This window comes from Corallococcus sp. AB049A, assembly GCF_003668885.1.
Taxonomy (GTDB): domain Bacteria; phylum Myxococcota; class Myxococcia; order Myxococcales; family Myxococcaceae; genus Corallococcus; species Corallococcus interemptor.
This window is the reverse complement of record NZ_RAWL01000246.1, coordinates 1-12,981: the sequence shown is the minus strand read 5'-3', so window position 1 is coordinate 12,981 and position 12,981 is coordinate 1. Positions and strand designations below refer to the sequence as shown.

At 69.2% G+C, this 12,981-nt stretch carries 9 protein-coding genes; 2 read left to right on the top strand and 7 right to left on the bottom strand.

What is annotated here, in order from left to right; all coding sequences use genetic code 11:
- From D7X55_RS24420 to cysS, 6 genes are all read right to left on the bottom strand, one after another.
- On the bottom strand, nucleotides 1–1,003 hold a 1,003-nt coding region (locus tag D7X55_RS24420), incomplete at its 3' end, for a hypothetical protein (RefSeq protein ID WP_199747112.1).
- Nucleotides 1,004–1,064: 61 nt separating this feature from the next.
- On the bottom strand, nucleotides 1,065–1,583 hold the full coding sequence (locus D7X55_RS24415; RefSeq protein WP_014398200.1) for a DUF507 family protein: 519 nt from the start codon (nucleotides 1,581–1,583) through the stop codon (nucleotides 1,065–1,067).
- 138 nt (nucleotides 1,584–1,721) lie between these two features.
- Complete coding sequence (uvrC, locus tag D7X55_RS24410) at nucleotides 1,722–3,662, bottom strand: excinuclease ABC subunit UvrC (RefSeq protein WP_120546793.1); 1,941 nt, start codon at nucleotides 3,660–3,662, stop codon at nucleotides 1,722–1,724.
- 13 nt (nucleotides 3,663–3,675) lie between these two features.
- The gene (uvrB, locus tag D7X55_RS24405; protein WP_199747114.1) at nucleotides 3,676–5,844 is read right to left on the bottom strand and encodes an excinuclease ABC subunit UvrB; all 2,169 of its coding nucleotides are present in this window, start codon (nucleotides 5,842–5,844) and stop codon (nucleotides 3,676–3,678) included.
- 79 nt (nucleotides 5,845–5,923) lie between these two features.
- The gene (locus D7X55_RS24400) at nucleotides 5,924–7,600 is read right to left on the bottom strand and encodes a M28 family metallopeptidase (RefSeq protein ID WP_121724338.1); all 1,677 of its coding nucleotides are present in this window, start codon (nucleotides 7,598–7,600) and stop codon (nucleotides 5,924–5,926) included.
- 47 nt (nucleotides 7,601–7,647) lie between these two features.
- Nucleotides 7,648–9,117: a cysteine--tRNA ligase gene (gene cysS / locus D7X55_RS24395; protein ID WP_121724337.1), complete on the bottom strand. Its 1,470-nt coding sequence runs from the start codon at nucleotides 9,115–9,117 to the stop codon at nucleotides 7,648–7,650.
- Nucleotides 9,118–9,245: 128 nt separating this feature from the next.
- Between cysS and D7X55_RS24390 the strand changes: the two genes are divergently transcribed.
- A complete protein-coding gene (locus D7X55_RS24390) occupies nucleotides 9,246–10,691 on the top strand; it encodes an FHA domain-containing protein (RefSeq protein ID WP_121724336.1) in 1,446 nt (481 codons plus the stop codon).
- Nucleotides 10,692–10,803: 112 nt separating this feature from the next.
- Here the strand turns inward: D7X55_RS24390 and D7X55_RS24385 are convergent, their stop codons facing one another.
- On the bottom strand, nucleotides 10,804–11,298 hold the full coding sequence (locus tag D7X55_RS24385) for a CarD family transcriptional regulator (protein ID WP_014398206.1): 495 nt from the start codon (nucleotides 11,296–11,298) through the stop codon (nucleotides 10,804–10,806).
- A gap of 338 nt (nucleotides 11,299–11,636) precedes the next feature.
- Here D7X55_RS24385 and D7X55_RS24380 point away from each other — a divergent pair.
- Nucleotides 11,637–12,981: ComEC/Rec2 family competence protein (locus D7X55_RS24380; RefSeq protein ID WP_233610029.1), on the top strand; the 1,345-nt coding region annotated here is incomplete at its 3' end.

Genomic DNA, 12,981 nt, shown 5'->3' with positions numbered 1-12,981 from the left:
CGCTGGGGGAGCCGGCCGTGGCCGCCGGGCCCGTGGGGCCCGTGGTGGTCGCCAGGTTGTTCCCACCCGCCGTGGCCGCCGGACCCGTGGCACCCGTGGTGGTCGCCAGGCCTGTATCGCCGGTGGTCCTGGCCCCCAGCGTCACGCCCGCCGTGCCGCTGCCCCCCGTGCCCTGCGCGCCTTGCGTGAAGCGCGGCCCGGACACCGGCGCCACCGCCGCCGGGAACGCAGTGGGCGCCACGGGCGTCAGCGCCGCGAGCGACGCGGGCAGCTCCCCCGTGTTGGGCACCACCGCCAGCGACGGCACCCGCGTCCCGTCCACGTCGATGGCGACGTTGTCGAAGAGGAACTGGATGAACCCGCGCGGCTCCGCTCGCGGCGGCAGGTTCCACACCACCACCACCACCTCCGCGTCCCCCGGCCGCGCGTCGCGCAACAGCCGCGTCGTGTCGTCATCCGAGAACGTGCCCGCGTCCAGGGCCGCCGCGTGCACCAGCGCCGAGTCCGTCAGCAGCGTCCCGTTGCGCCACACGTTGCCAATGCCCCACACGGCCATGGCCGCGTGCGCGCGCGTGGTGGCGCGCCAGCCCAGCCCCGTCTCACCGTAGATGGGCGTCCCCATCAGCACCCCGCCCTCAATCAGGTGCGGGGGCGGCGGAGGAAGCGGCCCGGTGGGCGCCCGCGCCATGGCCTGCACCGGCGGGAAGCCCGCCTGCGTCAGCTCCACGCGGTACTCGGTGCCGCCCACGCGCAGGCTCGCGGAGAGCTGCGCCTTGTCGCCGAACGTCGCGTTCGGGATGCCGACCCGGTCCTCCACGGACATCGACACCTGACCTGTGCCGCGCTCGGTCAGGTCGTTGAACGGTAGGGAACCCTGGAAGAAGTAACCGTCCGGCTGCTCGGTCCTCGCGCTGGCCTCCCGGCCCTCGAACGTGAACCTGTCGCCCCCTGGCGCCGCCGCCAGGAAACCGGACAGCAAGATGCTCGTGATTGGACCCGCCATCGACGCTGCCTCCCTTGAAGTTGAAGGTAGGCAGCGGAGCGGGCCGTGGCACGCCCCGGGACTAAATCAGACCGCGGGCGCGGCGGATCTGCTCGACCGTCTTGTTGTACTCGATGTCGAAGGCGCTCGTGCCTTCCTGCAGGTGCTTCAGCCGCGAGCGGGCCTCCCGGTCGATCTCGTCGTCGACGTCCAGGTGCTTCTTCATGCCCTGGAACATCTTCTGACGCAGCACGTTGTCGGGGGAGTAGACCTCCTCGACGTTCCGGCTGATGAGGAGGAACTCAATCATCTGGTTGATGACGTACTCGATGCCCTCGTCCCCCATCTTGAAGCCGCGCACGTCCGCCATCTCGCGCTTCACCTGGTTGAACTTGGAGTAGTCATATCCCCGACGCTCCAGGGCCTCGCGCGTCGCCTGGTTCACACGCTCTTCGTTGGCGAGGTACTCGCGCATGATGGCGGAGAGATCCATCTCGGCGTCGGCCACGCGCATCGGCTCCACCTCGATGTCCCCGTCCTGCATGAGCTGCTGAATGGCCTCGCGCGAGATGATCGGGATCACCTTCGGATACAGCCTCATGTCGGTCCCTCGTCCTCTTCAAACGTGCTCGGATCTTCAACCGCTATAAATCAGCGCCGAGCATGGTCGCAATGAAAAACCCTAGGAACGTCGCGGGTTCCAGCGGCCAGTCCCCCCGGCGTCCGAAGCGGAACTTAATCATGCCGCACCGGGTGGCGACCCTCCATCCGCTTTTTCGTGCACAGGCTCGGAAGCGTCATCCAGGGACGCCTCGCGCACGGGGTCCTCGGAGTCGTCCTCGGGGTCGCCATGCAGGCCCGCGTGGACGCGCTCGGCCATCGCCGGGCCAACGACCTCGGTCAGCTCCTCGATGCTGGCCTCGCCCACCCGCTTGAGAGAACCGAAGTGGCGCAGCAACATCTTCCGCCGGCCCTCCCCCACGCCCGGAATGTCCTCCAGCGCCGAGCGCAGGGAGCTCTTGCGCATGGACTTGCCCTGGAAGGTGATGGCGAAGCGGTGGGCCTCATCCCGCATGCGCGTGAGCATGAACATTTCCGCCGAGTTCTGGGGCAGGACGATGGGGTCCTTGCGGCCCAGGACGAAGACGCGCTCGGGGCTCCTGGCGCTCTCCGCGTCCCGGTCGAAGACCTCCTGGTCGCGGCTCTTGGCCAGGCCCACCACGTCCACGCCCTCCACGCCCAGGTCCTTCATGGCCGCGTGCGCGCTGGCGAGCTGGCCCTTGCCGCCGTCGATGACGAGCAGATCCGGCAGGTCGTTCTCCTCCAGGCCGCGCTTGAGCCTTCGGGTGATGACCTCGTACATGCTGGCGAAGTCGTCCTGCTTCTCCACGGACTTGATCTTGTATTTGCGGTAGCGCGACTTGTCCGTCTCCCCGTCCGTCACGGCCACCTGCGACGCGACGATGGAGGAGCTCTGGAAGTGCGAGATGTCGTAGCACTCCATGCGGCGGGGGAAGTTGCGCAGGCCCAGCTTGGACTGGAGCCGTGACAGGACGGTGTCGGTTTCGTCCTTGGTGCGCTTGCGCTCGATGAACGCCTGCTCCGCGTTCTTCACCGCCATGTTCACCAGCTCGTGCTTCTCCCCGCGCTTGGGGACGAAGACGCGCACGCGCTCGCCCTTGCGCTCCGTGAGCAGGGCCTCCAGCCCTTCCGTGCCGTCGCCGGGCTCCAGGGGCAGCAGGACCTCTTCCGGAACGAAGCCGCCCTGGTCGTAGTAGAGGTTCACGAACGAGGCGAGCAGCTCGTCGTCCGGGAACTCCTGGCTGCCGAAGGGGAAGGCCTGGCCGCCGTTGAGCCGGCCCTGCCGCACGTGCAGCACGTAGAACAGGATGCGGTCGCCCTCGCGATACAGGGCGAACACGTCCTGATCCTTGAAGTCCGTGGTGGCGACCTTCTGGCGCTCCAGGCTGCGCTCGATGGCAAGCAGCTGGTCGCGCACCCGCGCGGCCTCCTCGAACTTCAGCTCCATGGAGGCGCGCTTCATCCGCGCGCGCAGCCCTTCGATGAGCTGCCCCGCCTTGCCCTCCAGGAACATGGCCACCTCGTCCACGCTCTTGCGGTACTCCTCGGGCGGCACCGGATGGACGCACGGGGCCGGGCACCGTCCGATCTGGTACAGCAGGCACGGCCGCTTGCGGTTGGCGAGCACGTGGTCCGTGCAGGTGCGCAGCTGGAAGAAGCGGTTGATGAGGCGCAGCGTTTCGCGGATGGCGCCCGCGCTGGAGTACGGGCCGAAGTAGCGCGCGCCGTCCTTCTCGTACTTGCGCACCACCTCCAGCCGGGGGAACGGCTGGGTGCGGTCCAGGCGCAGGGAGATGAACTGCTTGTCGTCCTTGAGCAGGACGTTGAAGCGCGGCTTGTGCTTCTTGATCAGCTCGTTCTCAAGGAGCAGCGCTTCCTTCTCGTTGTGGACGAGCACCGTCTCCAGGTCGCCCAGCATCGTGTCCAGCAGGGACACGAAGACGCGGGTGTCTCCGGAGCGGTTGAAGTAGCTGCGCACGCGGCTGCGCAGGTTGATGGCCTTGCCCACGTAGATGATGGTCCCGCGCTTGTCCTTCATCAGGTACACGCCGGGCTCGGTGGGCAGCGCGTCCAGCTTCTCCTGCAGCCGGATGTCCATGGCTCAGGCCTCGCTAGTTCTTGCGGGAGCGCGAACGGGCCGCGGGCTTCGCCGCCCCTGAGGAACCGACAGCTGAACCGCCACCGGACGAGGACGGACGTCCGCGTCCCCGCCCCTTCTTCGGCGTCGTCCCGGGCTGATCCACGGGCTTGGCCGGCGCGCGCAGGAGCGAACGCGAGGCGGGCTTCAGGCCCAGGTCCATGTCCTTGAGCAGCTGGACGCGGTCGCGGAACTCGGCGGCCTTTTCGAACTGCATGTCGTCCGCGGCCTTGAGCATGTCGGCGGTGAACTCCTTGATGAGGCGCTGGATCTCCTTGGGCTCCAGCAGGTCGTTCTCGCCTTCGGCCGCCATGGGCAGCGCGCCCGCGCCCGCGTCGTAGTCCGGGATGTTCTCCGTGAAGTCGGTGATGTTGCTCTTCACCGACCGCGGCGTGATGCCGTGCTCCTTGTTGTACGCCTGCTGGATCTCGCGGCGCCGCGCGGTCTCATCCATGGCGCGCTTCATGGAGGCGGTCATCTGGTCCGAATACATGATGACGCGGCCATTCACGTTGCGCGCCGCGCGTCCAATGGTCTGGATGAGCGACACGTGGCTGCGCAGGAAGCCTTCCTTGTCCGCGTCCAGGATGGCCACCAGCGACACCTCGGGGATGTCCAGGCCCTCACGCAAGAGGTTGATGCCCACCAGCACGTCGAACTCGCCCCGGCGCAGGTCGCGGATGATGGCCATGCGCTGGATGGCGTCGATGTCCGAGTGCAGGTAGCGGACCTTCACGCCCACGTCGCTGTAGTACTCGGTGAGGTCCTCCGCCATGCGCTTGGTGAGCGTCGTCACCAGCACGCGCTCGTTGCGCGACACGCGCACGCGGACCTCTTCCAGCAGGTCGTCCACCTGGTTGCCCGCGGGGCGCGTCTCCACCTCCGGGTCGGTGAGGCCGGTGGGGCGGATGATCTGCTCCACCACCACGCCCTTGGACTTCTGCAGTTCGTACTCAGCGGGGGTCGCGGAGACGAAGACGACCTGGGGGACCATCTCCTCGAACTCATTGAACTTCAGCGGCCGGTTGTCCAGCGCGCTGGGCATGCGGAAGCCGAAGTTGACCAGCGTCTCCTTGCGGGCGCGGTCGCCCCGGTACATGGCGCCAATCTGGGAGACGGTCTGATGGCTCTCGTCGATGAGGACCAGCAGGTCGCGCGGGAAGTAGTCGATGAGGCACGGGGCCGCTTCGCCCGGCGCGCGCCCGGTGAAGTGGCGCGAGTAGTTCTCGATGCCGTTGCAGTAGCCGACCTGTTCAATCATCTCCAGGTCGAACATGGTGCGCTGCTCCAGCCGCTGCGCCTCCAGCAGCTTGCCCTCCGCCTTGAACTTCTGGAGCTGTTCGGCCAGCTCCTCGCGGATGGTGCGCATGGCGTTCTGGCGCGCGTCCGCTCCGGCGACGTAGTGGCTGGCGGGGAAGATGACGATCTTCTCCAGCTGGCCCAGCGTCTGGCCTCGCAGCGGGTCGAACTCGGTGATGCGCTCCACCTCATCGCCGAAGAAGCTGACGCGCACGGCGCGCTCCTCTTCGTACGCGGGGAACACCTCCACGGTGTCGCCGCGGGCGCGGAAGGTGCCCCGGTGGAAGTCCAGGTCGTTGCGCTCGTACTGGGCCTCCACCAGCTTGCGCATGAAGCCGTCGCGGCCCATGTCCTCGCCCACGGTGGCGCGGATGGCCAGGTCCACGTAGCTGCGCGCCGCGCCCAGGCCGTAGATGCAGGACACGCTGGCCACGATGATGACGTCGTTGCGGGTGCGCAGGCTGTGCGTCGCCGAGTGGCGCATCCGCTCGATGTTGTCGTTGATGGACGAGTCCTTCTCGATGAAGGTGTCCGTCGACGGGACGTAGGCCTCGGGCTGGTAGTAGTCGTAGTACGAGACGAAGTACTCGACGGCGTTGTTCGGGAAGAGCGCCTTGAACTCGCCGTACAGCTGCGCCGCCAGCGTCTTGTTGTGCGCGATGACCAGCGCGGGCCGCTTCACGTTGGCGATGAGGTTCGCCATCGTGAACGTCTTGCCCGAACCGGTGACGCCCAGGAGGGTCTGGTAGCGGTCGCCGCGGAGCAGGCCCTCGGTCAACTCCCCGATGGCCCTTGGCTGGTCGCCCTGCGGCTTGTGCTCACTGACGAGTTCGAAGTCCGGCATGGAGGACAGATCTAACATCCCCGCTGCCTGTGTACTGAACCTTCGTGCACGTCCGTCCGGCAAAGGACGGGGCGCCCGCCTACTTCGCGGGCGGGGCCTTCAGTGCCTCCAGGGACTTCAGGCGGGCGGCCTCGAACTCGTCGCCCTTGTTCCACGCGGGCATCTGCTGCGCCTTCGCCACCTGGGCGCCCACGAGGAAGAAGAGCCGGGTGTCCTCCACGGCGCCGGACAAATCCCACTCCGGGCGGACCTCGTCGGAGGGCTGGTGGTAGTGCTTCGCCTCCCACTGGCCGCGCTGCGCCTTGCCCCACCCTTCCGGCCGGCCGATGAAGTCCATGCCGCTGCCGAAGTAGGCGGCCGGGATGCCCTGGCGCGCGAAGTTGAACTGATCCGAGCGGTAGAAGAACCCACGGTCGGACAGCTGATCCGCCTTCACCGTGCGCCCCTGCGTCTTCGCCATCGCGGTGACGAAGCCGTCCAGCGAGGACTTGCCCAGGCCGATGACGGTGATGTCCCGCGTGCGGCCCAGCACGTTGCCGCCGTCCACGTTGATGTTCGCGGCGATGCGGCCCGGGGGCACTGGCGGATGGCTGGCCAGGTACGAGGAGCCCAGCAGGCCGTACTCCTCCGCGGCCACGGCGGCGAAGAGGATGGAGCGGCGCGGGGGCGTGGGCAGCGCGGTGAAGGCCCGGGCCACGGACAGCATCGCGGCCACGCCGGCCGCGTTGTCCAGCGCGCCGTTGTAGATGACGTCCTCGCCGGGCTTGCCGTCGTCCTTCTTGCCCAGGTGATCATGGTGCGCGCTGTAGAGCACCACCTGCTTCGACAGCGTGGGGTCGCTGCCGGGGAGCAGGCCCAGCACGTTCGCCGTGGGCCGGCGGCGCACCTCGTTGGTGAGGTTCAGGGACACCGTCACGCCCAGCGGTACGGGGCGGAAGTCGCGCTTCTGGGCGGCGGCGCGCAGCGTGTCCAGGTCCTGCCCCGCCAGCTTCAGCAGCTGCTTCGTGGCGTCCTCGGTCGTCCACGCCTTCACCTGGAGGCGGGGCGCGTCTGCGGCGGGCAGCTCGAACTGCTCGCCCGTCCACGACGTGCGCACCACCTGCCACGGGTAGCCCGCGCTGGGCGTGGTGTGGATGATGATGGCGCCCGCCGCGCCCGTCTTCGCCGCCTGCTCGTATTTGTAGTCCCAGCGGCCGTACCAGAGGCGCGTCTTGCCGGCGAAGAGGCGCGGGTCGTCCTCCGGATCATTGTTGAGGATGACCAGCGTCTTGCCCTTCAGGTCCACGCCCTTGAAGTCATCCCACTGGTACTCCGGCGCGACGATGCCGTAGCCCACGAAGACGAGCTCGGAGGCTTCCAGCTTCGCCGCCGGGGCCTGCACGCCGGACACGGCGATGAAGTCCTCGCGCGGCTGGAGCTCCACGCGGCCCGCCTTCGCCTGGAAGGTCATGGAGCCCGGCCGGCTGTGGATGCCCATCAGGTCGAAGCGCTGGAGGTACCCGCCGTCCTCCGCGCCGGGCTTGAGGCCCAGGCCCTCGAACTGCGTGGCGATGTACTCCTGCGCCAGCGCGTCACCGCGCGTGCCGGGGCCCCGGCCCTCCAGCAGGTCGCTCGCGAGGAAGCGCACGTGCGCGCGCAGGAGGTCCGCGGTGATGGCCTGTTCGGCCGTCTTCTCCTGCGGCGTGACGGTGGGCGTGGCCGCGGCGAACGCGGACGCCGAACACAGCGAGACGAACAGCGCTGGGAGGAGCCTCATGGGCCTCATTGCGTAGCATGGGCGCACGGGCGCCCCCCAGCGGGTTTTCAGGAGGCTGCCGCCGCCACCTTCCAGGAGGTGCCGGCAGGCGTGTCCATGATGTCCACGCCCAGGGCCTTGAGGGCGCCTCGCACCTGGTCCGCCTTGGCGAAGTCCTTCGCGGCGCGCGCGGCGGTCCGCTCGGAGAGCAGGCGCTCCACCTCCGCCACGTCGATGCCGCGCTCGCGCACCGCGCGGTCGCGGCGGCGCAGGAGCCACTCGCCCGGGTCGTCCTCGAAGACGCCCAGGACGCGGGACGTCTCACGCACCTGCTCGCGCAGCGCCTGGAGCGTGCGGCCCACCAGCGGCTTGTCCTTCACGGGCGGCTTGTCCGTGAGCTCGTTCATGAAGCCGAAGAGGCCGGACAGCGCGCCCAGCGCGCCCGCGGTGTTGAAGTCGTCGTCCATGGCGGACTCGAACTCCGCGAGGAAGCGCGCGGGGTCGCCGTGCAGGGGGCCCTTGCCGAAGTCCTTGCCCGCCACGCGCTCGTCCACCTTGCGCAGCGTTTCGTAGAAGTACTCCATGCGGCCTTCCGCGTCCTGGAGTGCCTTCTCCCCGAAGTTGAGCGGGTGGCGGTAGTGCGTGGAGAGGAAGAAGAAGCGCAGGGCCTCCGCGTCCACCTTGGCGAGCGCGTCGCGCAGGCGCACCACGTTGCCCAGCGACTTGGACATCTTCGCGCCTTCCAGGTCCAGGAAGCCGCAGTGCATCCAGTACTTCGCCATCGTCTGGCCGGTGGCGGACTCGCTCTGGGCGATCTCGTTCTCGTGGTGGGGGAAGATGAGGTCCAACGCCCCGCCGTGGATGTCGAAGGTGCGGCCCAGGAACTTCTCGCTCATGGCCGAGCACTCGATGTGCCAGCCCGGGCGGCCCTTGCCCCAGGGGCTGTCCCACGACGGCTCCCCGGGCTTCGCCGCCTTCCACAGCGCGAAGTCCAGGGGCTCGCGCTTGAGGTCACCCGGCTGCACGCGCTCGCCCTGGCACAGGTCGTCCAGGTTGCGCTTGGACAGCTTCGCGTAGTCCTCGTCCTTGCCGACGGCGAAGTACACGTCGCCCTTCGCTTCGTACGCGTAGCCCTTGTCCACCAGCGTCTGGATGATGGAGATGATCTCCGGGATGGTCTCGCTCACGCGCGGGGACACGTCCGGTTCGCGCAGGTGCAGCGCGCGGGCGTCCTCGCGGAAGGCCTCCACGAAGCGCGAGGCCAGGTCCACGGGCGCTTCGCCCGTCTCGTGCGCGGCCTTGATGATCTTGTCGTCGACGTCCGTGTAGTTGCGCACGTACGTCACCTTGAAGCCCCGGTAGCGCAGGTAGCGGACCACCACGTCGAACGACGTGAAGGTGCGCGCGTTCCCGATATGGATGTAGCTGTAGACCGTGGGCCCACAGACGTAGACCTTCACTTCGCCGGGCACGAGCGGCTCCAGCGGCTCCTTCTGCATGGACATCGTGTTGAAGAGCCGGATGGATGGGGGGGCCACGGTGGAAGGTCCTCCTTTGGGAGCAGGGCGGGCGCGGCACTTGCGCAACGCGATACACACTCTAGGATCCCGGGTCCCACACAGGCCAGCACTTGGCGTTGGAAGCGTCGGATAGGGAGAATCGCCGCATGGCTCCGCCGAATCCGAAGCGTCCGCCGCGCCCTCCCCGCCCTCCAGGGCAGCAGGCGTCGTCGGATGACCCGTCGGAGGAGCTCCCGTTCGACGACGACGAGGTGGCGCCCCTGCAGGCGGATGATCCGCGCCCGCAGCGCGTGCCCCAGTATCCGGCGGGTCCCCGGAAGGCGAAGCGGCGGGGGCCGGGTGAGCGCAGCCGGTCCGACAAGGAGCTGACGCCCCGGTATGACTGGGCGAAGGAGTACTCGGATCCGGGCCTGACGCCCGCGTTCGTGTACGTGGAGCGCGGGCCGGGGGCCGGGCAGCTCGTGCCCTTGCGCCAGGGCTCCATCACGCTGGGGCGGTCTTCCACGTCGGACCTGCGGCTCCAGCACGCGTCCATCAGCCGGCGCCATGCGCAGCTGACCCGGCGGGGCAATGTCTTCATGGTGCGCGACCTGGGCAGCCAGAACGGCACGTTCGTCAACCGGCTGCGCATCAAGGGCGAGGTGGAGATCAAGCCCGGGGACGAGCTGAGCCTGGGCAACGCGACGCTGCGGCTGCGGGGTTCGGGCGCCGGGCCGGCGGTGAGCCGGACGGCGTTGGAGCCGCTGCGGTCTCGCACGGGGAAGCGGCCGCTGAACGGGGTCGCCGTGGCGGTGGGCGCGGCGGTGGTGGGCTCCGCGGTCGCGGCGCTGATCAGCGTGATGGCCATGCGGATGGCGGACCGGTCTTCCGCGCGGACTCCGGCGGCTCCCTCGCAGGAGGCCACCGGCGCTGATGTGGCTGAGGCGGAGAAGGCCGCGCGTGCGGAACCGGCCCCCAGTGCGGGTGAGCCCGCGCTCAGCGCTTCGGAGGTCGCTCGCGGGATGCACCCGGCTGCGCCGGCCGCCAAGAGCGGGAGCACCGAAGCGGCGAAGGTCCTCAGCGCTTCGGACATCGCTCGCGGCATGCACCCCGCCGCGGGGGCAACGGCGAAGGACGCGGCTCCGAGCGCGGTAGAGGTTGTCGCTGCGTCCGGACGGAAGGCCGTGCAGTCGGCGACTCCGGGTGAGGGGCAGCGCGCGGACATCCTCGCTCGCTACGAGGCGGGTGACGTCTCGGGTGCGCTGGCGCAGGCCAGGCGCGCGAACCTCCCGCTCCTGGTCCAGCAGCTCACCCGCTTCCAGACCGCCGAGTCCGCCGCCCGGAGCGCCCTGGCCGAGAAGGACCGCCCCCGGGCGCTGGATGCGCTGGGTGCGGCCGTGCGGGCGGACCAGGAGATTTCCCAGGGCTGGAGCCGCCAGGGCACCAGCCTGCGACGCCAGCTCGCCGGGCTCTACGTGCGCACGGGACAGGACGCCGTCCACGCCCAGCGCTTCGCGGACGCCCGCGCGGCCTTTACGGCGGCCCTCCAGTACGACGCGGACAACGCCGAGGCCCGCTCACAGCTGGCGGCGCTCGAAGCGCAGGCGCGCTGATTCCCCTGGTGCCCGGACTCCAGAAACACGACGCCCCAGATTCCATCGAGGGAACCCGGGGCGCGGGGTGCGAACGCGAGGACCTTGGAGGCCTTCGCGTCTCACAGGGAGCTCAGGCGAGGTTGAAGATCTTCTTCAGGTCGGACTCGACCTCTTCCTCGGAGCAGTCCTTGGCCAGCGACAGCTCCTTGATCAGCAGCGAGCGCGCCGTGTCCAGCATCTTGCGCTCACCGAAGGACAGGTCCTTGTCGCCCTTGAGCAGGTACAGGTCGCGGAGCACTTCCGCGATTTCGAAGACGGAGCCCGTCTTGATCTTCTCCATGTACTCGCGGTACCGGCGGTTCCACGTGGTGGAATCGACCGAGATGTCCTTCTCGCGGAGGATGGAATAGACCTGCTTGACGTCCTCCTCGCTGATGATCTCCCGGAGGCCGACCGAACCGACCTTGTTGATCGGGATCATGATCCGCATCCCGTTCTCCAGGATGCGCAGGACGTAGAACGACTGGCGCTGCCCGGCGACCTCGGTGTGCTCGATGCCCATCACCTCACCGACGCCCTGGCCCGGATAAACCGCCTTGTCACCAGTCTTGAAGCTGGTCTGCACTAACTGCCTCCTTGGAGAAAGCTTCGACCCCGGCCTTCACGCCAGCCACTACTACCACAAACCACATCCAAGGACAACGAAATCGCCTTGACCACCTGATGACAGCCGCACTACGGTGTCCGGTTTTGTGTGCGGTGTCGCTCGGTGTGTGAGCGCCGCAGGACGGACAGGGCGGTGGGTGGGGGTGGGTGTTGGTTCGTTTTGTGTGGCGCGACCTGGGTACGCGTCCGTTGTTCTTTCCAGCGCTGAGCCTCTTGCTCGGCGCCCTTTGGCCAACCGGAACAGAGAGCTTCGGCGGGGTATTTCTCCTCTGCGCGCTTTGCCTGGGAGGGCTGGGCATGGCGCTCGGCCCCCTGCCTGGTGCGCACCTCGCGGTGCTCGGCGCGCTGGCCCTCACGGGCGCGGGGCTCTCCTCTCTGGAGGCCCGGGTCGACCTCCCTCCCTCATTGCGAGACGGCGGCAGCGCGGTCCTTGAGGGCGAGCTGGAGCGCGTGGACCGCTTCGATGGCGCCACGCGCCTGCGGCTCGCGGTGGCCCGCGCGGGGCTGAAGACAGAGCCTGCGGTGGATGCCCGCTTCCGTGTCAGCCTTTCGGGGCGGGGTGAAGGTCTGGAATTGCACCCCGGGCAGCGCGTGCGGGTGGAGGCGCGGCTCGTGCCGGATGCGCCTCCTTCGAACCCGGGCGAGCGGGACTTCGCCTCGGCGCGGCGGCGGCAGGGCGTGGCCTTCACGGGCGGCTTCGTCCCGGGCCGGGTGCTGGCGCTCTCCCCTCCCCCTTCGTGGCGGCTGGCGCTGGAGGACGTGCGGGGACGGCTGACGGTCGCGGTACAGGAGGTCGCGCCTTCTCCGGACGCGGCGGCGCTGTTCCTCACGCTGGCCGCCGGTCAGCGGGCGGACCTGGACGCCGCATGGGAAGACGCGTTCTCACGGGCGGGGCTCGCGCATGTGCTCAGCGTCAGCGGGCTGCACGTGGCGGCGCTCGCGCTGATGACGCTCGCGCTGCTGCGGCGGGTGCTGGTGCGGATGGGCGGGCGTTGGCGGACGCTGGAGGCTCGGCGATGGGCGGCTCCGGCGGCGGTGCCCTTTGTCTGGGCCTACGTGCTCTTCACGGGCAACCAGGCGCCCGCGGTGCGCTCGGCGGTGATGGCCACTGCGGTGCTGCTGGGGCTGTCGTTGTGGCGGCGCGCGGACGGGCTCAATGGCCTGTCGCTCGCGGCGCTGGTGCTGGTGGCGTGGACGCCTTCCAGCGTCGTGGACCTGTCGCTCCGGTTGTCATTCCTCGCGGTGCTGGGTCTGGTGCTGCTGTCGCCCGCGCTTCGCGAGGCCCTGCCCCTGGCACCGCCCGATCCTTCCGAGCCCCGGCGGCTGAAGCGGTGGGCCGCGCAGGCCCGGGAGACCGTGGCGCAGACGCTGTGCGCGAGCGGCGCGGCGACGCTCGTGGGGCTGCCCGTGGTGGCGGCGGCGTTCGGCCGGGTGAGTCTGGCGGGGCTCGTGTCCAACATCGTCGCCCTGCCCCTGTGTGGCGTGCTCACGGGGCTCGCCGCGGGCGGCGCGGCCCTCTTCGTCGTCGCTCCTGTCGTGGCGACGCCGGTGCTCTGGGCGGGTGCGTGGGCGTCGGAGCTGCTCCTCATGCTGACGCGGGGCTTCGCGGCCGTGCCTTTCGCGGCGGTGGAGGTTCCAGGCC